This is a genomic window from Pseudomonas sp. SWRI51, assembly GCF_014268825.1.
Taxonomy (GTDB): Bacteria; Pseudomonadota; Gammaproteobacteria; order Pseudomonadales; family Pseudomonadaceae; genus Aquipseudomonas; species Aquipseudomonas farsensis.
The window spans coordinates 1-26,154 of sequence record NZ_JABWRG010000031.1; the positions used below are offsets into that span (position 1 = coordinate 1).

At 58.8% G+C, this 26,154-nt stretch carries 25 protein-coding genes and 1 pseudogene; 16 read left to right on the top strand and 10 right to left on the bottom strand.

Going from position 1 to position 26,154, the window contains the following annotated elements:
- Positions 1–228: 228 nt before the first annotated feature.
- Positions 229–891, bottom strand: a complete 663-nt coding sequence (locus HU720_RS11860; protein ID WP_186520120.1) for a glutathione S-transferase — start codon at positions 889–891, stop codon at positions 229–231.
- Between the two features lie 144 nt (positions 892–1,035).
- Here HU720_RS11860 and HU720_RS11865 point away from each other — a divergent pair, with 144 nt between their 5' ends.
- The 4 genes from HU720_RS11865 to HU720_RS11880 all read left to right on the top strand — a co-directional run bounded on the left by HU720_RS11865 (position 1,036) and on the right by HU720_RS11880 (position 5,572).
- Positions 1,036–1,338, top strand: coding sequence for a hypothetical protein (locus tag HU720_RS11865; protein WP_186520121.1), 303 nt, complete (start codon positions 1,036–1,038; stop codon positions 1,336–1,338).
- Between the two features lie 52 nt (positions 1,339–1,390).
- Positions 1,391–1,636 (top strand): TIGR02647 family protein, encoded by a 246-nt coding sequence (locus HU720_RS11870; protein WP_186520122.1) that lies wholly within the window; start codon positions 1,391–1,393, stop codon positions 1,634–1,636.
- 146 nt (positions 1,637–1,782) lie between these two features.
- Positions 1,783–4,638, top strand: coding sequence for a class I adenylate cyclase (locus HU720_RS11875; RefSeq protein ID WP_186520123.1), 2,856 nt, complete (start codon positions 1,783–1,785; stop codon positions 4,636–4,638).
- 82 nt (positions 4,639–4,720) lie between these two features.
- On the top strand, positions 4,721–5,572 hold the full coding sequence (locus HU720_RS11880) for a hypothetical protein (protein ID WP_186520124.1): 852 nt from the start codon (positions 4,721–4,723) through the stop codon (positions 5,570–5,572).
- Between the two features lie 5 nt (positions 5,573–5,577).
- Here HU720_RS11880 and rnk read toward each other — a convergent pair whose 3' ends face one another.
- The 3 genes from rnk to cyaY form a co-directional block, all read right to left on the bottom strand.
- The gene (rnk, locus tag HU720_RS11885; protein ID WP_186520125.1) at positions 5,578–5,988 is read right to left on the bottom strand and encodes a nucleoside diphosphate kinase regulator; all 411 of its coding nucleotides are present in this window, start codon (positions 5,986–5,988) and stop codon (positions 5,578–5,580) included.
- A 155-nt stretch (positions 5,989–6,143) separates the two neighbouring features.
- Positions 6,144–6,362, bottom strand: a complete 219-nt coding sequence (locus HU720_RS11890) for a DUF1289 domain-containing protein (protein ID WP_186520126.1) — start codon at positions 6,360–6,362, stop codon at positions 6,144–6,146.
- Between the two features lies 1 nt (position 6,363).
- A complete protein-coding gene (gene cyaY / locus HU720_RS11895; protein ID WP_186520127.1) occupies positions 6,364–6,696 on the bottom strand; it encodes an iron donor protein CyaY in 333 nt (110 codons plus the stop codon).
- A gap of 176 nt (positions 6,697–6,872) precedes the next feature.
- On the opposite strand from cyaY, the gene HU720_RS11900 reads away from it, so the two are divergent.
- The 6 genes from HU720_RS11900 to HU720_RS11925 are packed head-to-tail and all read left to right on the top strand — an operon-like array spanning position 6,873 to position 11,468.
- Positions 6,873–7,073 (top strand): lipoprotein, encoded by a 201-nt coding sequence (locus HU720_RS11900; protein ID WP_186520128.1) that lies wholly within the window; start codon positions 6,873–6,875, stop codon positions 7,071–7,073.
- A gap of 9 nt (positions 7,074–7,082) precedes the next feature.
- A complete protein-coding gene (gene lysA / locus HU720_RS11905) occupies positions 7,083–8,330 on the top strand; it encodes a diaminopimelate decarboxylase (RefSeq protein WP_186520129.1) in 1,248 nt (415 codons plus the stop codon).
- Between the two features lie 4 nt (positions 8,331–8,334).
- Complete coding sequence (gene dapF, locus HU720_RS11910) at positions 8,335–9,165, top strand: diaminopimelate epimerase (protein ID WP_186520130.1); 831 nt, start codon at positions 8,335–8,337, stop codon at positions 9,163–9,165.
- Between the two features lie 13 nt (positions 9,166–9,178).
- On the top strand, positions 9,179–9,877 hold the full coding sequence (locus tag HU720_RS11915; protein ID WP_186520131.1) for a DUF484 family protein: 699 nt from the start codon (positions 9,179–9,181) through the stop codon (positions 9,875–9,877).
- Positions 9,877–10,776 carry a tyrosine recombinase XerC gene (xerC, locus tag HU720_RS11920; protein ID WP_186520132.1) on the top strand — a complete coding sequence of 300 codons (900 nt, stop codon included), beginning with the start codon at positions 9,877–9,879 and terminating at the stop codon, positions 10,774–10,776. Before HU720_RS11915 ends, xerC begins: the two co-directional genes overlap by 1 nt.
- The gene (locus HU720_RS11925) at positions 10,773–11,468 is read left to right on the top strand and encodes an HAD-IA family hydrolase (protein WP_186520133.1); all 696 of its coding nucleotides are present in this window, start codon (positions 10,773–10,775) and stop codon (positions 11,466–11,468) included. The genes xerC and HU720_RS11925 overlap by 4 nt, the downstream gene beginning before the upstream one ends.
- Before the next feature lie 84 nt (positions 11,469–11,552).
- Here the strand turns inward: HU720_RS11925 and sutA are convergent, their stop codons facing one another.
- From sutA to glnK, 3 genes are all read right to left on the bottom strand, one after another.
- A complete protein-coding gene (gene sutA / locus HU720_RS11930; protein ID WP_186520134.1) occupies positions 11,553–11,882 on the bottom strand; it encodes a transcriptional regulator SutA in 330 nt (109 codons plus the stop codon).
- 424 nt (positions 11,883–12,306) lie between these two features.
- Complete coding sequence (locus tag HU720_RS11935) at positions 12,307–13,638, bottom strand: ammonium transporter (protein ID WP_186520135.1); 1,332 nt, start codon at positions 13,636–13,638, stop codon at positions 12,307–12,309.
- 50 nt (positions 13,639–13,688) lie between these two features.
- On the bottom strand, positions 13,689–14,027 hold the full coding sequence (glnK, locus tag HU720_RS11940; RefSeq protein WP_002555808.1) for a P-II family nitrogen regulator: 339 nt from the start codon (positions 14,025–14,027) through the stop codon (positions 13,689–13,691).
- A gap of 396 nt (positions 14,028–14,423) precedes the next feature.
- Here glnK and HU720_RS11945 point away from each other — a divergent pair, with 396 nt between their 5' ends.
- Complete coding sequence (locus HU720_RS11945) at positions 14,424–14,732, top strand: accessory factor UbiK family protein (RefSeq protein WP_186520136.1); 309 nt, start codon at positions 14,424–14,426, stop codon at positions 14,730–14,732.
- A gap of 64 nt (positions 14,733–14,796) precedes the next feature.
- On the opposite strand, the gene HU720_RS11950 is transcribed toward HU720_RS11945, so the two are convergent.
- The 3 genes from HU720_RS11950 to HU720_RS11960 all read right to left on the bottom strand — a co-directional run bounded on the left by HU720_RS11950 (position 14,797) and on the right by HU720_RS11960 (position 16,943).
- Complete coding sequence (locus HU720_RS11950) at positions 14,797–15,333, bottom strand: hypothetical protein (RefSeq protein WP_186520137.1); 537 nt, start codon at positions 15,331–15,333, stop codon at positions 14,797–14,799.
- A gap of 183 nt (positions 15,334–15,516) precedes the next feature.
- Positions 15,517–16,350, bottom strand: a complete 834-nt coding sequence (locus tag HU720_RS11955; RefSeq protein ID WP_186520138.1) for a hypothetical protein — start codon at positions 16,348–16,350, stop codon at positions 15,517–15,519.
- Between the two features lie 14 nt (positions 16,351–16,364).
- Positions 16,365–16,943 carry a 2OG-Fe(II) oxygenase gene (locus HU720_RS11960; RefSeq protein ID WP_186520139.1) on the bottom strand — a complete coding sequence of 193 codons (579 nt, stop codon included), beginning with the start codon at positions 16,941–16,943 and terminating at the stop codon, positions 16,365–16,367.
- Between the two features lie 552 nt (positions 16,944–17,495).
- On the opposite strand from HU720_RS11960, the gene HU720_RS11965 reads away from it, so the two are divergent.
- The 5 genes and pseudogenes from HU720_RS11965 to HU720_RS11985 all read left to right on the top strand — a co-directional run bounded on the left by HU720_RS11965 (position 17,496) and on the right by HU720_RS11985 (position 25,694).
- Positions 17,496–17,723 carry a hypothetical protein gene (locus HU720_RS11965; RefSeq protein WP_186520140.1) on the top strand — a complete coding sequence of 76 codons (228 nt, stop codon included), beginning with the start codon at positions 17,496–17,498 and terminating at the stop codon, positions 17,721–17,723.
- Positions 17,724–18,005: 282 nt separating this feature from the next.
- Positions 18,006–20,696 carry a magnesium-translocating P-type ATPase gene (gene mgtA, locus HU720_RS11970; RefSeq protein WP_186520141.1) on the top strand — a complete coding sequence of 897 codons (2,691 nt, stop codon included), beginning with the start codon at positions 18,006–18,008 and terminating at the stop codon, positions 20,694–20,696.
- A 359-nt stretch (positions 20,697–21,055) separates the two neighbouring features.
- A pseudogene (locus HU720_RS11975) lies at positions 21,056–22,018 on the top strand (YifB family Mg chelatase-like AAA ATPase); the annotation flags it as partial.
- A gap of 44 nt (positions 22,019–22,062) precedes the next feature.
- Positions 22,063–23,817 (top strand): recombinase family protein, encoded by a 1,755-nt coding sequence (locus HU720_RS11980; protein ID WP_186520142.1) that lies wholly within the window; start codon positions 22,063–22,065, stop codon positions 23,815–23,817.
- A 242-nt stretch (positions 23,818–24,059) separates the two neighbouring features.
- Entirely contained in the window at positions 24,060–25,694 is a 1,635-nt protein-coding gene (locus HU720_RS11985) for a hypothetical protein (protein ID WP_186520143.1), read from the top strand.
- Positions 25,695–26,154: the final 460 nt, after the last annotated feature.

Genomic DNA, 26,154 nt, shown 5'->3' on the forward strand with positions numbered 1-26,154 from the left:
GGGCTGCGCAGCAGCCCCTTGGGTTTTCAGGGCTGCTGCGCAGCCCAACGCGGGACAAGCCCGCTCGCCACAACTGTCTATCATTTCCCATAGGATTAGGTCCAACCAGCAATGTTGCGGTTGCGCATGGCCTCTGTGGGAGCCTGCGATGAGGCCAGTACAGGCTTGCTCTGCACCTCGGCCCGCTCCCACCGCAGGAGCGGGCTTGCCCCGCGATTTCTTCTGGCCTTAACGCTTGCCGCTCTTGATCAACTCAAGAAACACCGGCATCGCCGCTTCCTTGTCGGCCACGATCCGCGCCATGTGCGGGTTCTTGCCTAGCAGGTCCAACAGCGCTTTGGCTTCAGGGAAGTCTGCCAACCAGTCGACACCCAGCACCTTCTTGCCCACCAGGCACGCAAGGTCGACCGAGAAGCAGAACATCAAGTCGGCAATCGTCATCTGCTCGCCAGCAACGTAGGGCGCAAAGCGGCCATTGCGCTTGAGCGTGGCAAAGCCTGCCAGCAGGTCCGCCCGCGCCCGTTCCTTGATCAGCGGGTCGACCGCCATACCAAAGAACGCCTCGGCGTAGCAGGTACGCGCTGGCAACTCGATATACAACTCGATTTCCCGCAGCAGCTCGCGCACCTTGGCCTGGCCGAAGGCGTCGGCAGGCAGCAGCGCCTTGCCCGGTTGGGTCTGCTCGATGTAGTCGAGGATCACCCCGGTTTCGCTGAGAAAGCCATGCTCGGTCTCCAGCACCGGCACCTTGCCGCGCGGGCTGAGCGCGACCGACTGCGGCGAAGAGCCGCCGTAGAACAGCACTTCTTCGAAAGGCAGGCCTTTTTCCAGCAGGGCCAACTTGACCATGTTGTAGTAGTTGCTGACCGAGAATCCATGAAGCTTGAGCATTGAACAGCCTCCAGGCCGTGTGGGGATGGCCCGGCTGTTATAGCCGCCTGGCCCGCCGCTGACCAGCACCATGCCCGACGTCAATGGCCAGGCATTGCCGCCACGGGCGTGGCAAACTGTGTGCCTCAACACAGGAGTAGCGCCATGAGCGAGCAGCACGACATCGACGACAACGATGAAGAAGCCTTTACCGAGTCCACCCTGACCCAGGCGATCGAGAACCAGATCGAAAGCGGCGAACCGGCAGCGGCCAAGGCCACTTTCAACAAACTGACCCTGGTCGGCTACGAGCGTGAAGACATCCTCAACCTCATGGCCCACGTGCTGGCCATCGAGATCGACGCCATGCTCGATGAGGACCGTGCGTTCAACACCGCCTGGTACGAGGAGGCCCTGCGAGCCCTGCCCGAACTGCCACCTGAGGCGGATCAAGGCAATATCGAATAAGCATGACTACACTCCTGACTTCCATCCTTGTCTGGAAGTCAGGAGCCGTACCATGTCCTTTACCCCCGAACTGATCGCCGAACTCGAAGTGCTTGCACTGTTCAACCTGGACAGCCACCAGGAAGGCATCAAGGTCCACAGCAACGCCTCCCCTGCCCTGGTCGCCGCAGCCCAGCGCCTGCATGACAAACAACTCACCGATCAGCCCGATGGCGGCTACCTGACCAGCCTGGGGCTGGATGCCGCACAAAACGTCCAACAAGTACTGACCATCCTCAAAGCTGCACAGCCTGCCTGACACTGCCCCACGGCCCCGTCCCTGCGTGCCGGCGATGGGGCCTGTTGCAGCGCTGAAAAAATGACGTCAAAAACCCTCGCGCTACTTATCCGACCTGTCCACTCAGGCTAAACTCGCCACAGCTTCCCGGCCTGCCTGAGTGCGCAATGAACCACCCCCACGAAATCCGTCCCGATATCGAGCAGGGCATCGACCGCAAGGAGCTGTCGCGCCTGCGTGCGCGCTTTCTCAAGCTTAACCAGGGGCGTTTGCAGCGGGCCATGGGCGGGTTGTCAACGCGCCAGCAACAGGTACTGACCCTGTTGCCGCTGTGCCTTCACGTCAACCACCCGCTGCTGCCGGGCTATGTCTCCGGCAGCACCCCCGCCGGGGTCGCGGGTTTCGAGCCGGATGCCGAGCTGCTGGCCGAAGCCCAGCGCCTGACCCGTTCGTTCACCTACAAACCGCGCCACGGCAACCCACCACAACCCATCCACGGGCTGTTCCTGATGGGCAGCATGGGCACCCTGGCGCAGGCCGAACAGAGCGACATGGACCTGTGGGTGTGCCACGCCCCCGACCTTGGCGAACAAGCGCTGAACGAGCTGCGCCGCAAGTGCCAACTGCTCGAAGCCTGGGCAGCCAGCCAGGGCGCCGAGGCGCACCTGTTCCTGATCGAGCCGCGCAGTTTTGTGCAGGGTGAGCGCGACAGCCAGCTCAGCTCCGATGACTGCGGCACCACACAACACTATCTGCTGCTCGATGAGTTCTACCGCACCGCACTGTGGCTGGCCGGGCGCACGCCGCTGTGGTGGCTGGTGCCGGTGTACCAGGAGCACAACTACCACGCCTACACCCAGACCCTGCAGGCCAAGCGTTTCATCCGCGCCCGCGACGACCTCGACCTGGGCCACCTGGCGCACATCCCGCCCGGTGAATACGTAGGCGCAGGGCTGTGGCAACTGTTCAAAGGGCTGGACTCGCCCTACAAATCGCTGCTCAAGCTGCTGCTGACCGAAGCTTATGCCAGCGAACACCCCGCCGTTCGCTGCCTGAGCCTTGACTACAAGCAGGCGGTATTTGCCAACCAGCTCGACCTCGATGCGCTGGACCCTTACGTGATGGTGTACCGGCGCATCGAGCACTACCTGCAGCAGCGCGGCGAACACGCCCGCCTGGAACTGGTGCGCCGCAGCCTGTACCTGAAGGTCAACAAGAAACTCAGCGGCCTGGGCCGTGGGCGAAGCGGCAGTTGGCAACATCGCCTGCTCGGGCGACTGGTCGATGAATGGGGCTGGGACGAGCGCCAGCTGGCGCTGCTCGACAGCCGCAGCCAGTGGAAGGTACGCCACGTCACCGCCGAACGCCGCGAGCTGGTCGCCGAGCTGAACCAGAGCTACCGCTTTCTGGCGCAGTTTGCCCGTCGCCTGAACGCCAACAGCCGCGCCGATCAACGCGACCTCAACGTACTGGGCAGGCGCCTTTACGCCGCCTTCGAACGGCGCGCCGGCAAAATCGAGGTGATCAACCCAGGCATTGCCCCGGACCTGGCCGAAGACACCCTGACACTGGTGCAGTCGCCCAATCGCAAAGAGCCTGGCACCCACTACTGGAGCCTTTACAACGGCAACCTCGGGGTCACTGAGCTGGAATACACCAGCCCGCTCAAGCGCTGCCGCGAACTGTTGGAACTGCTGGCCTGGGCGCATCGCAATGGCGTGATCGACAACAGCACCCGCATCGCCCTGCACCCTGGCAGCAGCGACCTTGGCGAATTAGAGCTGTTCAACTTGATCGGCAGCCTGCAACAGGTCATTGCGCTGCCGCTGGGGCCCGTCAGCGAGGTCCGCCTGCTGCAACCCAGCGTGGCGGACGACATCCTGTTGCTGGTCAACGTTGGCATCGACCCGCTGCGCCATCACCGTGACCTGAACATCCTGATGACCACCGAGCGCACCGACTCGCTGAGCTATGCCGGCGTGCGCGAGAACCTGGTGCTCACCCTCGACCAGGTCACCGTCAACAGCTGGAACGAAGTGCTGGTGCAGCGCTTCGACGGCGAGCACGCGCTGGTGCGCTGCCTGCGCGACTTCCTCAACAGCCTGGGCACCCGCAGCCACCGCCCACGGGTCAGCGTGCGGTGCTACTGCCATAACCGCGCACCGGCCATCAGCCAACGGGTTGAGGACATCTTTGCCACGGCGCAGTCGCTGCTCGATCAGAATCTTGACCATCGCTACCTGCTGCAGGTAGCGCAGCACACCCATGTGCTCGAATTGCTGCAGGGCCAGGTCACCCTGACCACGCTGGCCAGCCACGACGAAACCGTTGCTGCACTTGGCGAGGAGCGCAATACCTACAGCCCGCTGCATCTGGATGGCAATGCCCTGCAGGACTACGACTTGCCGCTGGTTCTGGAGCAGGGCCAGCCGGGGTGCATCCAGGTGTTCTACCGCCTGCTCGATGGCTGGGCCGACCTGTACGTGCTCGATGAACACAACACGTTATGGCAGCAACGCCTGCCCCTGCAGGACGAGCAGCACCTGCTGCTGCCACTGCAGCGTTTCTTGCAGTCGACCGTGATGCGCCGTGACGCCCAGCTACCGCTTGATAGCCTGCAACAGGCTGCGCTGCAGATTACCTATCAGCAGTTGCTGCCCAACGGCATCGGCAAGGCGCGCAGCCTGGAGCCGCGCCCAGTCCCCCAGGAAAGCCCCAGCCAACCGTACTACGAGGTGCAGGCGATTCTGCAGATGGGCGCCGCAGAGGCGGTGCATGTCACGCTGTACTGCGACCAACAGGAATATTCCCAGCTCGAACACGGCGACCAGCTTTACCGCCTGGTCGCGCGGCAGATTCTCGACCAGCGTCGCAGCGCTGGCAGCTACCGCTGTTACATCACCGACCTCGACCTGTCCGAGTTGCTCGGTGACGAGGTGGGCTCTACCAGCCTGTATCTGCGCTACAAGCGCGAACTGGAGCAGGCCCTGAACGATGCCGTCGACCAGGCCGAGCGCCTTTGAGCCCGCGGGGCGAGCCTTCCAGGTTCATTACCCCGCCCCAACCCCGCACCCTCGCACCTCCTAACCAAAAGGAGTGTGCAACATGAATAAAGCGAACTGGATGGGCAGCATCCCGGACCTGGGCCGCCTGAAGATCCATGAACTGATTCTGCCCGGCAGCCACAACGCGGGGATGGACACGCAGGTCAACGGCGTGATCGCTCAGGAGCTGACCCAGGACGTCCCGTGTATCGAGCAGATCCGCGGCGGCGTGCGGGTACTGGACCTGCGCGTGCGGGCCTATACCGAGTACACCCCGGATCAGCCTTACCGCTACCAGCTTTACCACCTGAGCAGCTCGGGGCGGACATTGTTTGGCGACGTGCTCAACGAGCTGAAAGCGTTCTACCAGGACCCGGCCAACGCCAAAGAAATCGTGATCCTCGACCTGCAATTATTTGACCGCTTCTGGAAAGCGGAGCATGGCTGGCTCAGGGACGCCATGGAGAAGTACTTTGGCCATATGTTCATCCCCCTGTCGCTGTGCGAGCTGACCCTCACTGAGTTGTGGAGCCAACACCCTGGCAGGAACATCGTGGTGGCATACAACCACTATGACCGCGGCATCCACTGGCCAGGCGTGCGCCAGGTGTGGATCGGCGAAAACACCCCGTCGACCGCCGCGCTCAAAGCCTACCTGGACAAACAGCTGCCGGTGGCCACCGAGGCGGGTGAGCTCAGCGCGATCCAGTGCGCCAAATACAACATTGCCGAGCTGGGCCGGGCCGACGACTTCAGCGACAAGATCGATGAGTGGTTCCACTCGCAGGACCTGAACAGCTATATCCAGCGTTTTCGAATCATCCACACCGACTGGACGCTGCGCAGCCGTATCGTCGACAACTGCATCCATGCCTGCCAACTCAAGGCCGAAGACGCCGCGCCGGAGGCCTGACTGGGTCAGAGGTCGAAGTCGCCTGCGGCTTCTGGCTGATACTCGACAGCAAGCAGTTGCAACTTCAGGGTCTTGCCCCCTGGCGCCGGCCAGTCGATCTGTTCACCGACCGATAGCCCGAGCAGTGCGCAGCCGATCGGCGCCAGTACCGACACCTTGCCTTCAGCGCCTGCGTCTTTGGGGTAAACCAGGGTCAAGTGGTAGTCCTTGCCGCTGGCGATTTCGCGGCAGTGCACGCGCGAATTCATGGTTACCACGCCTGCTGGTACCTCTTCGTGGCCGACGACCTGCTCGGCACGATCCAGCTCCTCCTGCAAGGCGAGCACACCCGGCGTGCTTTCATCGAGACGGTCGAGCAACTGCTCGAGACGCTGTACATCCAGGCGGGTGAGGATGAGGGAAGGCTTGGTGCTCATGGTCCAGTCAGACTCCTTAGAACGTGCGGTTTTCCTGAGGCAGATAAAGCAAAACCCCGCCCAAGGGCGGGGTTTGTGAATGCTTTGGCGTCGACGACGCAGAACCCGACACTACCACAGCGGGGCAAATACTCAAGCCCACACGGTATTTGTGGCTAAGCCTGCGAGCGCGCCTGCAACGCCTGGGCCTCGCGGCAGATCTGCCGCCGCCGCTCGTCGTCGGCCGCCCGCCATTCGCGGATATGCTCGACATGCCGGTGGCAACCGGTGCACACCTTGTGTTCATCGAGCCGGCAGATGCTGATGCACGGTGATGGCACCGCAGGGCTGACATTGCTGTAGAGCGGCTTGGCTGGCCGAGGGGCGGTGGTCATCTCAGATCTCGTCGAAGTCCAGCTTTTCGCCGGCACGTTCCCAGACGATGCGCTCAAGCATCTCGCCCAGCAGCTCATCGCTCTTCTCGCAGGTCCACTTGCCGCTTTCTTCGTCGTAGTCGAAGTGGAAGCCGCCGGAGCGGTCGGCCAGCCACAGCTGACGCAGCGGCTCCTGGCGGCTGAAAATAAGCTGGCTGCCGTTCTCGAACTTGATGGTCAGGACACCCGCCGAGTTCTCCATGTCCAGGTCCATGCCGCTCTCGTCGAACAGGTCTTCAAGGGCCTGTTGGGTCGCGTCGACCAGGTCATGGAACCGCGCTTCACTCAAACTCATTGCTGGGGACCTCGAATAATGACTGCACACATGCAAGCCAGGCACGATAAGGGCGAAACCACAAAGCCACAAGTCTTGAGCTGCACGCCGCCCGACGGGGCGGCCCTCGCATAGGCAATCGGGTGGTCGCTCGGTATACTCCGGCGTAATACTGCATATTTCTAAGGATTTCACCCATGAAGCGCCTGATTTCCTCCCTCGCGGCGCTGGTCGCGGTTGCCTGCCTCGTTTCGGCCTGCGGTCAGAAAGGCCCGTTGTACCTGCCAGAAGACGGCAAGGACGGCAAAGGCCCGAGCTCCTCGCGTCAGCACCAGCATGCGCACCCCGCCGCTGCCCAACCGCAGGACGATGCGGAACAAGAGCAGCCCGAGGAATAAGGAAGTCCAATGGACGCATTCAACTACCGCGGCGGCGAGCTGTTCGCGGAAGGGGTGGGCCTGGCGGCCATTGCCGAGCGCTTCGGCACCCCCACTTACGTGTACTCGCGCGCCCACATCGAGGCGCAGTACCGCAGCTACACCGACGCACTGCAAGGCAGCGAGCATCTGGTGTGCTTCGCGGTCAAGGCCAACTCCAACCTCGGCGTGCTGAACCTGCTGGCCCGCCTGGGCGCAGGGTTCGATATCGTTTCCGGGGGTGAGCTGGAGCGGGTGCTGGCCGCCGGTGGCCGCGCTGACCGCGTGGTGTTCTCAGGCGTCGGCAAAACCCGTGAAGACATGCGCCGCGCGCTGCAAGTGGGCGTGCACTGCTTCAACGTCGAGTCCACCGACGAGCTCGAACGCCTGCAAGTGGTCGCCGCCGAAATGGGCAAGGTGGCCCCAGTGTCGCTGCGGGTGAACCCGGACGTCGATGCCGGTACCCATCCGTACATTTCCACCGGGCTCAAAGAGAACAAATTCGGTATCGCCATCGCCGATGCCGAAGACATCTACGTGCGCGCCGCGCAGTTGCCGAACCTTGAAGTGGTCGGCGTGGACTGCCACATCGGCTCGCAACTGACCACCGTCGAGCCGTTCCTCGATGCCCTGGACCGCCTGCTGGACCTGATCGACCGCCTTGGCGAATGTGGCATTCACCTGCGCCACCTCGACCTCGGCGGCGGCGTGGGCGTGCGCTATCGCGACGAACAACCGCCGCTGCTGGCCGACTACATCCAGGCCATCCGCGAGCGCGTGGGTGATCGCGACCTGGCGCTGGTCTTCGAGCCAGGGCGCTACATCGTCGCCAATGCCGGCGTGCTGCTGACCCGCGTCGAGTACCTCAAGCACACCGAACACAAAGACTTTGCCGTGGTTGACGCAGCCATGAACGACCTGATCCGCCCGGCCCTGTACCAGGCCTGGATGGGTGTCAGTGCCGTGCAGCCGCGCGAAGGCGAAGGCCGCAGCTACGACATCGTCGGGCCGATCTGCGAAACCGGCGATTTCCTCGCCAAGGAGCGCACGCTGAACCTGGCCGAGGGCGACCTGCTCGCCGTGCAGTCGGCGGGCGCCTATGGTTTTGTCATGAGCTCGAACTACAACACCCGTGGCCGCTGCGCCGAAGTGCTGGTCGATGGCGACCAGGCCTTCGAAGTGCGCCGCCGCGAAACCATTGCCGAACTGTTCGCCGGCGAAAGCCTGCTGCCGGAGTGAACCCATGCTGCTGCGTTTCACCAAGATGCACGGGCTGGGCAACGATTTCATGGTCCTCGACCTGGTCAGCCAGCACGCGCACATCCAGCCCAAGCATGCCAAGCAATGGGGTGACCGCCATACCGGTATCGGCTTCGATCAGCTGCTGATCGTCGAAGCGCCGAACAACCCGGAAGTCGACTTCCGCTACCGCATCTTCAACGCCGACGGATCTGAAGTGGAGCAGTGCGGCAACGGCGCGCGCTGCTTCGCCCGCTTCGTGCTGGACAAGCGCCTGACCGCGAAAAAACGCATCCGCGTTGAAACCAAAAGCGGCATCATCGAGCTGGATGTACGCAACGACGGGCAGATTTGCGTCGACATGGGGCCGCCGCGCTTCGTGCCGGCCGACATTCCGTTCGTGGCCGATGAACAGGCCCTGAGCTACCCGCTTGAAGTGGACGGCAAGGTCTACCCGATTGCCGCAGTCTCCATGGGCAACCCCCACTCGGTGCTGCGCGTGGATGACATCCACACAGCGCCAGTGCATGAGCTGGGGCCGAAGATCGAGCACCACCCGCGCTTCGCGCAGCGGGTCAACGCCGGCTTCATCCAGGTAGTCGACCGCCATCGCGCCAACCTGCGGGTGTGGGAACGTGGTGCGGGTGAAACCCAGGCCTGCGGCACCGGCGCCTGCGCCGCTGCGGTGGCGGCCATCGCCCAAGGCTGGATGGATTCACCCGTGACCATCGACCTGCCAGGCGGGCGCCTGAGCATCGAATGGGCTGGCCCCGGCCATTCGGTATTGATGACCGGCCCGGCTGTCCGCGTTTTCGAAGGACAGGTTCGTCTTTAAGCGAGTATCTGCCATGACCGATCAGCCCAAGGTTGTACCCGAGCTCGACGCCGATGCGGTGGTCGCCTACCTGCGCGCCCACCCACGTTTTTTTGCCGAGCATGACGAGCTGCTGCTGGAGCAGCGCATCCCCCACCAGCGCGGCGACAGCGTCTCGCTGGTGGAGCGCCAGCTGACACTGCTGCGTGAGCGCAACATCGAGATGCGCCATCGCCTGTCGCAACTGATGGACGTGGCCCGCGACAACGACCGGCTGTTCGACAAGACCCGCAGGCTGATCCTTGACCTGCTCGACGCCAGCAGCCTCGAAGAAGTGGTCATGGCCGTCGAAGACAGCCTGCGCCAGGAATTCCAGGTGCCCTTCGTCAGCCTGATCCTGTTCGGCGAAAACGCAGCGCCAGTCGGGCGCTGGGTGCCCGGCAGCGAAGCGCAGCAAGCCATCGGCGGGCTGATTGGCGGCGGCAAGACTGTCAGCGGCAGCCTGCGCGAGCATGAGCTGGCGTTCCTGTTCGGCGACGGGCAGCACAAGGAAGTGGGCTCCAGCGCCGTGGCGACCCTTGAATACCAGGGGCTGCATGGCGTGCTGGCGATTGGCAGCCGCGACCCGCAGCACTATAAAAGCAGCGTTGGTACGCTGTTTCTCAGCTATATCGCCGAAGTGCTCGGCCGCGTAGTGCCGCGCTTCACCAACACGCTACGTTCGGTGCGCTGATGGAACGCCAACTGGACGCTTATTGCGCGCACCTGCGCAACGAGCGCCAGGTGTCCGACCATACCTTGCAGGCCTACCGGCGCGATTTGCTCAAGGTCATCGAGTTCTGCACCAGCCAGCACATCGCCGGCTGGGAGGCGCTGCAGGTGCAGCAGTTGCGCCAGCTGGTCGCCCGTCAGCATCATCAAGGCCAGGCATCGCGCAGCCTGGCGCGCATGCTGTCGGCGGTGCGCGGCTTGTACCGCTACCTCAACCGCGAAGGCCTGTGCCAACACGACCCGGCCACGGGTTTGTCGCCGCCCAAGGGTGAGCGGCGCCTGCCCAAGGTGCTCGACACCGACCGCGCCCTGCAACTGCTCGATGGCGGCGTGGACGACGACTTCATTGCCCGGCGCGACCAGGCCATCCTCGAACTTTTCTACTCCTCGGGCCTGCGCTTGTCGGAATTGACCGGCCTTGATCTCGACCAGCTCGACCTTACTGGCGGCCTGGTGCAAGTGGTCGGCAAGGGCAGCAAAAGCCGCGTGCTGCCGGTTGGGCGCAAGGCCCGCGAGGCCCTGCAGGCCTGGCTGCGCCTGCGCGGTATCGCCGCCCCCGTGGACGGCGCGGTGTTCATCACCAGGCAAGGCAAACGCCTCAGCCCACGCGCTATTCAGTTGCGGGTCAAGACTGCCGGTGAGCGCGAGCTGGGCCAGCACCTGCATCCGCACATGCTCCGCCATTCCTTCGCCAGCCACCTGCTCGAGTCGTCCCAGGACTTGCGCGCGGTGCAAGAGATGCTCGGCCATGCCGACATCAGCACCACGCAGATCTACACCCACCTGGACTTCCAGCACCTGGCCGCGGTGTACGACAGCGCCCACCCTCGGGCCAAACGCAGCAAAGGCACCGACTCATGAGCATTCAGCTGATCACCTTCGACCTCGACGACACGCTGTGGGATACCGCACCGGTGATTGCCAGTGCCGAAGTCGTCCTGCGCGACTGGCTTGCCGCCAATGCGCCGGTACTGGGCGGGGTGCCGGTTGAGCACCTGTTCGCTATCCGCGAGCGCCTGGTGCAGGCCGAGCCTGGCCTCAAGCACCGTATCAGCGCGCTGCGTCGGCGCGTGTTGTTCCATGCCCTTGAAGAGGCCGGGTACAGCGAGAAACAGGCGACTGAGCTGGCCAACGAAGGCTTTGAAGTGTTCCTGCATGCCCGCCACCAGGTCGAAGTGTTCCCTGAAGTGCAGCCGGTGCTGGAGGCCCTGCGCCACAGCTACAGCCTGGGTGTGGTCACCAATGGCAACGCCGATGTGCGCCGCCTGGGGCTGGCGGACTACTTCCGCTTTGCCCTCTGCGCCGAAGACCTGGGCGTTGGCAAACCGGACCCTGCGTTGTTCAAAGAGGCGCTCAGGCTTGGCCAGGTGCAGGCCGGCGGCGCGGTGCATATTGGCGACCACCCCGGCGACGATATCGCCGGGGCTCAGCAAGCCGGGCTGCGTGCGGTGTGGTTCAACCCGCAGGGCAAGGCCTGGACCGCTGAACGCGCCCCGGATGCCGAGATCCAGCGCCTGTCGCAATTGCCCGAGCTACTCGCCCGCTGGCACTGAAACGCGAAAGCGGGCTGGCCCAAGCCCGGAAAAGCGCCCACAAAAAAGCCCGCAGCGACGGCGGGCTTTTTTGCATTCAGCCACTTAGATAGGGCGGCTGCCGTACTTGTTGTCAGGCTTCTTGGGCGGGTCAGCGACCACATTGGCCTCGACTTCCTGCACCTTGCCGCCGCGCGAAAGGAATTCCTCCATCGCCCTGGCCAGTGCATCACGCTCTTTCTGCTTGGCTTCGATGCTCGGCATGTCATCTACCGAAACAGCCGCCTTGGACTTGCCCTTGGCCGCAGGAGCCGGGCTGCTGTCGTCATCGCCGGAGTCTTCAGCGCTATCGTCAGCTGCAGCTTCCAGACCGTCATCAGCCTCGTCATCGTCGCCTACTTCGAGGTCGTCGTTTTCCAGATCGTCGTCGCTCATGTTCTACCTCATGACTTGCGAAAGCAGGTTGGTTATAGACCCGTGCAGCCGTAGACCGGCTGCTACTGGTGAAAATTCAACTGGCCGTGGGTTGGCCATTAACTGGGCTGCCCGCCTCGGGATATGAGGCCGGGACCCTACAGGCCCTGCTTCGCACAGGACCTGGCCGTAAATACGCCCTGCTGGCCACAGGCTACTGCAAGCCTAGCAAAGGGTAGCGAAGTGTGTGGCTACGCGTGCAGCACTCTTCGGCGCGCATTCTAGCGCGCCCGCAGAAAAAGCAAAGCACCACAAACGCCCTATTGGTTGTAAGTTTTTGGCCGAGGTTGCGATAAGGCCATAGAAACCGTTTGCCCGCTACGAAACAGTAAATAACAGGCAAAAAAATGCCCGGCGAGCCGGGCAAGTTTTTTTAGCGTGGCAGTTACAAGTTGTAACCGCGCTCGTTGTGCTGAGCCAGGTCGAGGCCGACCGCCTCTTCTTCTTCGTTGACCCGCAGGCCCATCACCACATCCAGCACCTTGAGGATCACGTAGGTGATGATGGCGGTGTAGACCACAGTGAAGATCACGCCCTTGGCCTGAATCCAGAACTGCGCGCCAATATCGGTGACCGCGCCGAAGCCGCCCAAGGCAGGCGCTGCGAACACACCGGTGAGCAGTGCGCCGACGATGCCGCCGATACCGTGCACACCGAAGGCGTCGAGCGAGTCGTCATAGCCCAGCTTGCGCTTGAGGCTGGTGGCGCAGAAGTAGCAGATGATGCCCGAGGCAAGGCCGATCACCAGGGCGCCCATCGGGCCCACGGTGCCAGCTGCCGGGGTGATTGCCACCAGGCCCGCAACCACACCCGAGGCGATGCCCAGGGCGCTGGGTTTGCCGTGGCCGATCCACTCGGCGAACATCCAGCCCAGTGCGGCGGCGGCAGTGGCGATCTGGGTGACCAGCATGGCCATGCCGGCAGTGCCGTTGGCGGCAGCGGCAGAGCCTGCGTTGAAGCCGAACCAGCCGATCCACAGCATCGCGGCGCCAATCAGGGTGTAGCCCAGGTTGTGCGGCGCCATCGGCGTGGTCGGGTAGCCTTTGCGCTTGCCCAGTACCAGGCAGCAGACAAGGCCCGCGATACCAGCGTTGATGTGCACCACGGTGCCACCGGCGAAGTCCAGTACGCCCCAGTCCCACATCAGCGCGCCGTCACCGCTCCAGACCATGTGCGCGATAGGCGCATAGACCAGCACGAACCAGATGCTCATGAAGATCAGCATGGCCGAGAACTTCATGCGCTCGGCGAAGGCGCCGACGATCAGCGCGGGGGTGATGATGGCGAAGGTCATCTGGAAGGTGATGAACACCGCTTCCGGGAACAGCGCCGTGGCGGAGGTCAGGCTGTCAGGCGTGACGCCGTTGAGGAACGCCTTGCTCAGGCCGCCCACGAAGGAATTGAAGTTGAGCACGCCCTTTTCCATACCGGTGGTATCGAAGGCCAGGCTATAGCCGAAAATCACCCACAGGAGGCTCATCAGGCCGGTGATGGCGAAACACTGCATCATCACCGAGAGCACGTTCTTGGAACGCACCATGCCGCCGTAGAACAGGGCAAGGCCCGGGATGGTCATGAACAGCACCAGCGCCGTGGCAGTGAGCATCCAGGCGGTGTCACCGGAGTTCAGCGCCGGGGCAGCTTCCTCGGCCAGGGCCAGCCCTGGCATTGCGAGGGACAATAGGGCTCCTAGCCCTGCGATCTTACGCAGAGTCATGTTGTTTTCTCCTGGGGCGTTGGGGTTTGGTGAGGCTTTTTTTGTTGCGCTTAGATCGCGTCGGTATCGGTTTCGCCGGTACGGATGCGGATCGCCTGCTCCAGATTGACCACGAAGATCTTGCCGTCACCGATCTTGCCGGTGTTGGCCGCCTTGGTGATGGCTTCGATTACCCGATCAAGGTCTTTGTCGTCGATGGCGACATCGATCTTCACCTTGGGCAGGAAATCGACCACGTATTCGGCGCCGCGATACAGCTCGGTGTGACCCTTCTGCCGGCCGAAGCCTTTGACTTCGGTCACGGTGATGCCCTGCACGCCGATTTCCGACAGCGACTCGCGCACGTCGTCCAGCTTGAACGGCTTGATGATGGCAGTGACTAGCTTCATGAAACTCTCTCCCGATTTGGTGGACTTGCCCCAGGAAAACAAACCCGTCTCAAGTCTAAGCGCAGCGCCTGGCTTTGTAACGCATCGTCGGCTCCATCCTCCCCGCCGACATGCATCGCGGCTGTGGCGAAGGGCCTTGCGCACCGCATGCTGTCGATGGACTGCATCAGTGCACGGCTCGAACAGGTCATTGCAGAAACCTTGCCACATCGCGCAAACGCCCCAAAAACAAGTAGTTGCGTAAATCACTCAGGCTTGGCCAGTCGCCATCAGCGAAAACCTGCACCGTTTCGGTGCGCGACCTTTGGCCACGCTGCGCAAAAAGCGTGCAGGCCAAAGCCGCATGGCCTGCGTGTTACACTGCCGGCCTTTCCAACGATCAGCGGATAGCCAGACATGCTCGCGCCCAAAGCCTTTCTCGATGCCCTGAGCGACCAGGCCTCGCGCCTGTTCAACAGCGACACCGCACAGCCCCGCGCCGAACTCGAAAGCCAGTTCAAGGTGTTGATGCAGGGCGCGTTCAGCAAACTCGACCTGGTCAGCCGTGACGAATTCGACAGCCAGATGGTCGTGCTGGCCCGCACCCGCGCGCGCCTTGAAGCGCTGGAAAAACAGTTTGCCGAACTGGAGGCACGGATGGCGCCGCCTGCTGCGGAGTCAGTCCTCGCCGAGCCTCAGGAAGACCGCACCCCTGCAGCTGAATGACACCGGCTGCCTGGGTATCGCAACTCGCGATGTTGCAATGTGCTCCAGGCGCCTGATGCCTTCGTCAACGCGCCGGGCGCGCACGGCGGGTGCCGAAATACACCCCGGCGGCCAGCCCAGCCAACGCCAGAATCGGCAGCGCGATCACAATTAGCCTGATCGAGTCGTTGTTGGCCTGTATTACGCGCTGGTAAAGGCCATCGTCATAAAGCACCTGCCCTTCAAGGGTGGCGAGCTCACGGATGATCACTTGGTCTGCGTGTGGTTCGGCAACCAACCTTACTGGAGTGCCCTTGCGCAGGCCGGCCGCGTGGAAGGCTTGTGTATCGGCGTACACGGGCCTGACCTGGCTGGCTGAGTCACCTGGCAGGGTGAACCGCACGCCAAACTGGGTCAGGGAGCGGTCCGGTTTCCAGGACGAACCATTACTGTTGACCGTTGCGCCCAGCCCGACCCAACTGGCCGGCTCCTGTGCTCGATAGGTCTGCCAGGTCAGCAGGTATACACCCGCAACCAGCAAGGCAGTCAGGGCAAAGGACCAACAGCCAAGGGCCTTTGTTTTGCTGGGGAGGTGCCGGTGGGCACTGAGCAGATGCAGCATGGCATTCCTTGGCTTGGCTGAATGGGCGCACAGGGTTTGAGGTCCGGATTTTGACAAGATTCGCACCTGTCTGCGAGCAAACGCCCAAATCGCCGGTGCCGCAGCACGCTCCGAAAGCGTAAACTAGCCAAAAATTATGATCAGGGCAGAACTTCATCAAAGACCGAGCGTATCACGGCGCTTTCAGAAGTAACCGTCCTGACTACCGGAGCAACAGCCATAGCTATCCTGATTCGCACCCGGGAACTCCAGCGGTCCGATATCCACCCGTCCAATCGGCCCCTCGGGCAACTGCACGATTGCAGGTATCGTACCCCCTCCGCCGTAGTACACAGCGCCCCCTAAGCCGCCCCCAGATCCCGGATCATCGACGATCTGGACGCGGCTGGCAGTCACACTGTTGTTGTCAGGGTTCCAGTGGACAGCCGCGACATTCCCCGAATAAACCCCAGTGATCATTTGAAATGGCACCAACTGAAGATCTGGCGCCAGCCAGTAATCGGGATATGTAGCTTCCGGAGTGTTATTGAAATAGCGCTCGATCACGGGTGAAACCAGACTGGTATACAGGTTTTTCACTGCGTCGGAGCTGAGAATGCTGGCCACGCTTAAAACCGCACCCGCACCGAGCAGTAGCGTCGAGGCAGCACCAGTCCCGACTGCAAGTAGGGTAAAGCCCGCTGCAATACCTACCACGTTGCCTACCAGACTGATGACGTCACCGATCTGAAAGCTCCCGTCCTGTTGATAATCCGCGCTAATTTTGAGGAAGGCCACGGTGCCAGCCAGCGTATTGGTGGGGATGCTCAAAAATGGCACCATCCCCTTAGTTAGTTCCACCACGGAAGTGACTGCTGCGGTCACCGCTACCCCGGTCTGTGTGCTTTGGCTAACCAGACTGAAGCCCGTTTTGTCGGTATTGAATTGGTCAACCAACGACGTACCGGCATAGACCTGCCCAACACCGTTGCTGGCCTTGTCGACAACGCCAACGATTACTTCGAGTTTTCCTGCCATGGATGAGGCTCCTTTCAGATAAGTGTCTTGAACGCCAAGGTCATGCGTAGCCGGTCACACGTTGCGGCAGGAGACCTGGCGCTGTGAGGCACGTGACCGTTAAAGATTACGATTCGCCCAGGCTTGGGCAGCACTGACTTGATGATGTTTTCCTTGCGATGGTCGTAGAACACCAGTTCACCGCCCCATGACGAAGCCCAGTATTCGTTGCAAAACATAACGATGGTCAGGCCGTGTTCGTTGGCTTTGTTGTCACGATGGATGGGTGAGTCCTGACCAAAGGTCTGCCCATTGGCGTAAATACCCAACAATTTCGCCTGGGGCATATGGACGACTTTGACGCGCTTCCAGAAGTCGGCAAGAAAGCGCCACTGTTCGATTGCCAGCAGTTCGTCCTCCGCACAGACCTGCTCCATCCGCTTGCTGCCGACCACGAAGCTATGCCAGCAAGGACGCACATATGGCGCGTCGTTGACCGGCCAACCGTAGCGCCAGCGTGCTCCGTTGAGCTGCTGCAGGATCTTGCTCTGTTCTTCTCCAGTCACTGCATCGTCGATGACGCAGATGTCGTCTTCGCTAAAGACGAGGTCCATTCCTTCACTCCTTTTCCGGTCATGCCCCTAAGGGCAACACATAGACGCATCATGCGCTGATGCACATTTCATCTATATTTTTGTTATTTCAACGCATTAATTTGCATTTATGCATTAAAGAAATTGCATGCTTCGCGTGCCCGGCGCATTCCTGATACGCCTTCGAGAATCGCTTACCGACTGCCGAGTTAAGCATTGCACCTGCCTGCTCTTCCTTGAATAGAGCAGGATTGCCAGGTGGTAAACAGCCTTCAGAAACTTCCTACATATAATTCTCAACATTAAACAAGGTGAAACTTTCTTAAGTAACACCTTGCCTGTTGACTTGCCCGCTATGCTCTCATAAAGTTCACCCGCCCTTGAAACGGGCCTTTATTAATTCCACGAAGAATTCAATGGACACAGTATCTAGTCGCTGCCTGGCCGCTCACTGCTGCCAGGCACCTGAATCAGAACGCCAGGCCCGCCCCCAAGGCCGGTCAAGCCACGCTAGAGCCTGATGCTCCGCCGTAGCTTGCCGCCCCAGGTGCCAGCCCGGCAGGAGGCAAGCTCATGAACTACATCGCAGACATCTGCCGTCGCCTGCACGCCCGCCTAGCGGCGCTGCAGGCCACGCGGCCCAAGGCCTCTGTGCCTAACCCCACACGTCTTCCAGGTGGCTCGCGACTGCGCGCCACCTGGCTGTCGTCGCCTGGCCATCACGGCCCGCGCCTGCACTGGCAGCAAGACGACAGCCAAAAACCACCGAGCCGCTGGGCCGGCCTGTTGTGCTTCGGCTGACCGGTACGGCGCTATTCGAAACCTGACAAACCCACCTTCAAGGCACGGGCTTTTATTATTAAAAGCCTGACGGCAATTTATTACCCATCACTTATCGGGGCAACTAAACCCATGGACTCAGCCAGTAGAAAGTTCGCTGCCGAGAATAACCCCGGCCTTCGCCAGCGAACGGACACTTGCCGGAATAACTTGAATTCAAACCGATCGAAAGATCGCGGTTCGACGCACGTCCATTAATTGGCTTTGTGCGCCGCACCGCCTCCTGCGGCAGGAGCACAGCCAATGACCGTAAAAGAACGCAACACCCACACCACCGAAATGCACGCCGCCCGCGAAGCACGCAACGGCCTGGGCGTGACCTTCGCCAACCTCGACACCAGCGAACGGGGCCTGACCGACCACGAAGCCGCCAAGCGCCTGCTGCGCGACGGCCCAAACGAAGTGGCCCATGACCAGCCGCTGCCCGCTGTCGTGCAACTGTTGAAGGCCCTGCACAACCCCTTCATCTATGTGCTGCTGACGCTCGCGGCCATCAGCTTCGTGACTGACTACTGGCTACCGCGCCGAGCGGGCGAGCTGGACGACATGGACCTGACCAAGGTGATCATCATCCTCAGCATGGTCAGCGTCAGCGGCCTGCTGCGCTTCTGGCAGGAATACCGCTCGGCCAAGGCTGCCGAAGCCCTCAAGGCCATGGTCCGCACCACCGCCACGGTGCTGCGCCGCCAGCGCCACGACTGGCCATCGCGCCTGTGCGAGGTGCCGATGAACCAACTGGTAGCCGGCGATATCGTGCAACTGAGCGCCGGTGACATGATCCCCGCCGACATCCGCCTGATCGAGTCCCGCGACCTGTTCATCAGCCAGGCCGTGCTCACCGGCGAAGCGCTGCCGGTAGAGAAATACGACACCTTGGGCAACATCGCGCAGAAGTCTGCCGCACACAGCGGGCAAGACAGCGCCAACCTGCTCGACCTGCCCAACATCGGTTTCATGGGCACCAACGTGGTCAGCGGCCGCGCCCGGGCCGTGGTGGTCGCAACCGGCAAGGGTACCTACTTCGGCTCGCTTGCCAAGGCCATCTCCGGCTCGCGCAGCCAAACTGCTTTCGACCGTGGGGTGAACAGCGTCAGCAGCCTGTTGATCCGCTTCATGCTGGTGATGGTGCCGGTGGTGTTCGTGCTCAACGGGGTGGTCAAGGGCGACTGGAGCGATGCCTTCCTGTTCGCCCTGGCAGTAGCCGTGGGCCTGACGCCCGAAATGCTGCCGATGATCGTCAGCGCCAACCTGGCCAAAGGCGCAGTGGCCATGGCCCGGCGCAAAGTGGTGGTGAAACGCCTGAACGCCATCCAGAACTTCGGTTCGATGGACGTGCTGTGCACCGACAAGACCGGCACCCTGACCCAGGACCGCATCATCCTCGAACACCACCTCGGCGCCGACGGCCTCAGCGACCCGCAACTGCTCGAACTGGCCTGGCTCAACAGCCATCACCAAAGCGGTGTAAAAAACCTGATGGACCAGGCCGTGCTGCGCTTCGCTGGCGAAAGCCAAGGCTTCCAGGCGCCGCTGGGCTTCGCCAAGGTCGATGAACTGCCCTTCGATTTCCTGCGCCGCCGCCTCTCGGTGATCGTCAGGGACCCTCAGGGTGAACACCTGCTGGTGAGCAAGGGCGCAGTCGAAGAAATGCTCGCCATTGCCACCCATGTGCAGCGCGGCGGCGCGTGCGTGGGCCTTGATGATGTGCAGCGCGAGCAACTGCTGGCCACCGCCCGCCGCTACAACCAGGACGGTTTCCGCGTGCTGCTGGTCGGCACCCGCGCCATCGAAGCCCACCAGCACAAGGCGCAGTACCACACCGATGACGAGCAAGGCTTGGTGATTCGCGGCCTGCTGACCTTCCTCGACCCACCCAAGGACAGCGCCGGCCCCGCCATCGCAGCTCTGCGCGACATGGGCGTGCAGGTAAAAGTGCTGACCGGCGATAACCCGGTGGTCACCTCCAAGGTTTGCCGCGAAGTCGGCCTGGAGCCGGGCGAGCCGCTGCTGGGCCAGGACATCGAACGGTTGGACGATAGCCAGCTCAGGGCGCAGGTCGAAAGCCGCAGCGTGTTCGCCAAGCTCACGCCCTTGCAGAAGTCGCGCGTGCTCAAGGCACTGCAAGCCAATGGCCACACGGTCGGGTTTCTCGGCGACGGCATCAACGACGCCCCAGCCCTGCGCGACGCCGACGTGGGCATTTCAGTAGACAGCGGCACCGACATCGCCAAGGAATCGGCCGATATCATCCTGCTGGAAAAAAGCCTGATGGTGCTCGAAGAGGGCGTGATCAAAGGCCGCGAAACCTTCGGCAACATCATGAAGTACCTGTGCATGACCGCCAGTTCCAACTTCGGCAATGTGTTCTCGGTGTTGGTGGCCAGCGCGTTCATCCCCTTCATGCCCATGCTGGCGATCCACCTGCTGCTGCAGAACCTGCTGTACGACTTCTCGCAGTTGTCGCTGCCCTGGGATCGCATGGACAAGGAGTTCCTGGACAAGCCGCGCAAATGGGACGCGCGCAATATCGGCCGCTTCATGCTGTGGATAGGGCCAACGTCGTCGATCTTCGACATCACCACCTTTGCGCTGATGTGGTACGTATTCGCCGCCAATAGCGTCGAAATGCAGGCGTTGTTCCAGTCGGGCTGGTTCATCGAAGGGTTGCTCTCGCAGACGCTGGTGGTGCACATGCTGCGCACCCGGCGGGTGCCGTTCTTCCAGAGCACCGCAGCACTGCCGGTGATTCTCGCCACCGGGTTGGTGATGTGCCTGGGTATTTATATTCCGTTCTCACCGCTGGGGGCGATGGTCGGGCTGGTGCCGCTGCCGTGGGACTATTTCCCATGGCTGGTGGCCACCCTGCTCGGCTACTGCGTGGTGGCACAGGGCATGAAGACCTTGTACATCCGCCGCTTTGGGCAGTGGTTCTGAACGGTAGGTGCTGATGGTCACCACAGGCCGGGGCCAACCTGCCCCGGCTGCATCGCAGGCGCTGATGGCCCGGAATATCAGGCTGTTGTGGTGAGCGGGCTTGCCCCGCGTTGGGTTGCGTAGCAACCCCAGCCATGAACAACGCGATGCATCTAACGCGCTTTTGATGCGGGTTTCAGGGCTGCTTCGCAGCCCAACGCGGGGCAAGCCCGCTCGCCACAAGAAGGTTTCTGCTCGCCTCCCTACCCCTCCACCCGAAACTCCGTGACTCACTTTCTGGAAAGCCCGACAGCCCAGCCAATCTATGCTTCGCCCTGCCGCAGGAAGCGGCTTCATTTCTGGCCAACATGGAGTGCCCAATGTCCCTCGCCCTCGTTCACAGCCGCGCCCAGGTGGGCGTGCTGGCGCCTGCCGTCAGCGTCGAGACTCACCTGGCCAACGGCCTGCCCGCGCTCACGCTGGTCGGCTTGCCGGAGGCCACGGTCAAGGAGAGTAAAGACCGCGTACGCAGCGCCATCGTCAACTCTGGCCTGGACTACCCGGCGCGGCGGATTACCCAGAGCCTGGCGCCGGCAGACCTGCCCAAGGACGGTGGGCGCTATGACCTGGCGATCGCGCTGGGCATCCTCGCGGCCAACGGCCAGGTGCCAGTGGCGGCGCTTGAAGACATCGAATGCCTCGGTGAACTGGCGTTGTCGGGGGCGGTGCGGCCAGTGAATGGCGTACTGCCTGCTGCGCTTGCGGCACGCGATGCCGGGCGGGCGCTGGTGGTGCCGCGCGAGAATGCCGAAGAGGCAAGCCTGGCCGGTGGCCTGGTGGTGTACGCGGTGGGGCATCTGCAAGAGCTGGTCGCTCACCTGAGCGGCCAGCTGCCGCTGCCGCCCTTTGCCGCCAACGGCTTGCTGCTGGAGCAACGGCCTTATCCCGACCTCAGCGAAGTGCAGGGCCAAAGCGCCGCCAAGCGTGCCTTGCTGGTGGCCGCTGCCGGTGGCCACAACCTGCTGTTTACCGGCCCGCCAGGCACCGGCAAAACCTTGCTCGCCAGCCGCCTGCCTGGGCTGCTGCCGCCGCTGAACGAGCGCGAAGCGCTGGAGGTGGCAGCCATTCGCTCGGTCAGCGGCAGCGCGCCGCTGGACAGCTGGCCGCAGCGCCCCTTCCGCCACCCGCACCACTCGGCCTCGGGGCCGGCACTGGTGGGTGGGGGCAGCCGCCCGCAACCCGGTGAAATCACCCTGGCGCACCATGGCGTGCTGTTTCTCGATGAGTTGCCGGAGTTCGAACGCCGGGTGCTGGAGGTGCTGCGCGAACCGCTGGAGACTGGCGGGTGGTATTCTCACACTTTCTAAAACGTCACAGGAAGCCCGGAATGCCTACTGCCTACGCTTATATCCGCTACTCATCTAAGGCCCAAGGTGAAGCCGGTAGGGACTCCGTAGACCGTCAAATGGCTTCAATCCAAGCCATTACAAAGCAACAAGGTATTGAGTTGCCGCCTGAGAATATCTACTCGGATACGGGCATATCTGCACACGATGGAAGCAACAAACGAAAAGGAAAACTAAAAGAACTCATTGATATGATTAGCGATATGCATATCAAAGAGGGCGATTATATATTCGTTGAAAGTATCGACCGGCTTAGTCGCCAAAGACTTCTACAAGCAAAAGAATTAGTCAATGGCATCCTTGAAAAAGGGGTTATTTTAATAACCACCATTGATGGTCAACGGTATGAAAAACCAAACGAAAAAAACCGTATTGATGACTTACAGCAAGATATCCTTTTAAGTGTTATCGCAAAGCGAGCATACGAAGAAAGTAAGACAAAATCAGTTCGCAGAAAATCCGCATGGAATAGAGCCAAAAAACTAGCGGAAGAAGAAAAGGTCATTTTTAACGCCCATAACCCACCCTATGGCATCCGATACAATACAGAGCTTAACTGCTTTGAAATCGAGGAAGAAGAAGCTCAGGAAATAAGAGACTTCTTTGAGAGCTTGAAATATGTTGGCGTGTCGCTGTCTATTAAAAAGCTCAATGCTTATTCAAAACGAAAATGGTCAAATAGAAATATAAAGCATCTAATAGATACGAAATACGTTCTCGGTGCCTACATGGCTCAACGAAGAGACGAAAACAAAAAGAAAGTATTTGAGCGATACATTGAAAACTATTACCCGCAAATTGTTTCATACGAGCTATTTAATGAAGCAATAGCCGCAATGAAAAACAGAGCACATAGAAAAAATTACGGCAACCAAAGTGTTGGAAGCTTGAACATTTTCCGCCATAGCATCAAGTGCGATTGCTGTGAAGCATCTATGCTTTTTGAAAAACAAACAAACCCCAAAGGTATTGTTTATCCGTATTTTCATTGCTACACACGCAAAGAATTAAAAAATGGATGTAATCAACCACGTTTTCGTTTTGACCTAGCTTTTGGGTTATTTCTTGAACTCATATATCAATCAACAACAAATGAAGACTTCGACGTTCACCCATGGCAAAACGAAGACCCGAATCCCGAACGTCAATATGAATGGATAACTCGTGAAAGCGGGATGACTTATCGTCTCCCAACACAAGAAGACATTGATGGAGAGGAACGGGTAGAGAATTTTAGAGAATTATTAATCAAGCTTCTGTCGAACAGAGAGAGCCAAACCAAAGACAACAAGAAAATTGTGGAATTGAACAACCTTTTGCTTGAACAGAAAAGTTATAGAGACAACCTAATGAAATCTTTTGCCGGTTTCACTAGCGGTATTATCCCAAAAGAATTCTTAGAGGTAGTTAGCAAAACAGAAGCGAATATCAATGACATTGAACAAAACCTTGCAGAATTACAAACACAAATAAATATCAAGAAAACCACCATAAACATTTACTCGGAAAACGACATAATTGATTTGTATAAAACAGAAGATGGCCGTTTAAAAATAAATCAATTCTTTGTTGCTAATGACATCACTTTCAAATTCAACTTCGACAAAACCACAAGAACTTTGTTCGCTAAGATTTTCCAGAATGGCTTTGAAATTGACCGAGTAGCAAAACAGTTCAGCCTACACAATCCACTTAAAGAGTTTGGCATCAACAATCTCAACGAATACTTTAATTGATACCATCACAATCAAAGTAGGCTGCCTAATCAGGTGGCCTTTTTTGTGCTCGCTTGAAAATAAAACAATTCATGGTAACTTGTAGTTAAACAACTCAAATACTTAAAGTATGAGTTTTTATCAACCCGCTGATGAAATCCTCACACTTTCCTGCGGAAAGACGCTTCGCTTGCGAGTATTTCACGGGTTCCTGCCGGAAGGGCAGAAGCAAACAGCAAAATACAACAACCTATGAGGACTAAATGAATGAATTAAAAAATACCACTATGCTATGGAAGAGAATGAACTACTCCGCCCAGCAGGGCAGAGTAAAAAAGACTGCCGGATTGTCTCAATTAAAGAGTTCACTTAATCACAGCCTCCGCACTGTGATGAAGAAAGAGCTCGAATTCAATCAAGACCTGTCTCACCGCAATTTCATCATCCACAACAACAAGATGATTAGACTTGACAGTCTCACTCTTGAAGACAGGCAGGGGCTTGTCAATGAGATAATGTCATCGGTTCAGAGTGACATAGGCACACATGAAGACCTATCAAAACTCAAAGACGACCGTTCAAAATACGCCTACAAGCTTAAAAAGCTGTTAGCCAAGGCTGACGAACCGGAAGCCCTCAAAAACCTTCTAACGAGTGTTCTGGAGGCCCAAAGCAGTCCCCTTTCCCCTTCCCTTGTCGATCAAATTGATTTGATAGGCGTTAAGCGAGCAAGTGACAAAAAGAAGGCCATAGGTACCTATATAGAGCTACACAATAAGATTATTGCACTCGGCAACAACTCATTACACAAAAGCAAAACAGTTGTGCAGGAATGCTTTTTCAAATTCCCAACAAGAAACAACATAAACGAAGTTAGGCCGGTTGACTATTTACGTATAATTTACGACTTCCACAAGAAGCACCTACCTGAATACGACATAAAAACCTGTGTATTTCATGGCGATGAAGTATTAAGTCAGAGCCAAATAAATACTGGCGTGCACCCACACATCTTTATATCTGGAAAGAACTCAAAGACTGGTCAATATGACTTGGTGCAAGCTCAGCTTGATTTAGTTAATAGATATCTAAAAAGCAAGGGAGAGCCAGCAATTGAAAATAGCTCATTCAAAGCATCACAGAAAATAGGCGAAACTTACCAGTGTCTTGTCTATGGATATGTTAACAAAAGGTTGAAAGAATTTGGCTACAACATCGAAGCGTCCATACATGAGAAAACAAAGGAGCACAAAGAAAAACTTGAAGCAATAGCAAAAGACGCTCACAAGGCCAAGATAATGAGGGGCTTTAATTTATTATCACAAACTGAGTCGGCGATTGCTGACGCTGAAAAACACATACAAGAAATAAAACCTATTCTGGAAGAAAGCAGAGCAGATAACAAAACACTTCAAGAAGATAATGAAAATCTCAAGACCGAGGTTAAGGCGAACACTACAACACTCAACAAACAGAAAAGAGAAATTGAGAAGGGCGTCAATGAGCTAAAAAGCCTTGATGATAGATGCAAAAAAACTTTGAAAAACTACCAAAAACTTGAAGAGGCAATCAAGAACAGCCAAGACAAATATCAAGCAATCCAAGATGTTGACATAGCTATTGATGTCATTGCTTTCCGACAAAGTGAGAAAAGGGACATACGAATGGCCTTTTATGCTTACAAAGAAAAGAATTTAGACGCATTGAAGCAGATGACACGAAAGGAGAGGATCGACTTCTTAGAAGCGAATGCCGAACGTTTTAAACGTGAACAACTGGATGCTTTAATATCTACACGCCTTACTTTTGGAGAAAAAACAAGCCTTGCGATTCACGACACTACGCAGGCTATTAAATCTGCTACTAATAAGGTTAGTGCAAGGGTTTTCGGCCCTTGATTTGACTTTATCAAAAAAAATGATACAACATAAGAAAAGGTGAACCCCGAATGTAGTTGCATTCAGGGTTCGGCGTTGATACTGATAGCAGCAGTTTCAACTTGTAATTTAAGTTATATCACATAATTTCATATCTTCAAGTCTCTCCTGCGTAAAAATCACATAACCATAATAAATTCAGTATTCACGCCTGCGTTCAATGTAGGAAATTCAAGAGATTGTTCCGTTGTAGCAGCCTAGATGAATAGAACGGGGATGTTAGGCAATTCATCAGCCCACTAGCCGTGTATGAAAATACATGTTGAACAGGGTGCCAGCGTGGCGTAAATAGCTTGTATAGCCACTAAGTGTTCAATGCTTAAACTTAGTATTTGAGAATTTAAGCCCTGAGAGTAAAACTCAAAAATCAGGTAAGGCGTCACTTGTTTTTTAGACAAAAACGAGGAAGACTAGCTTTGCC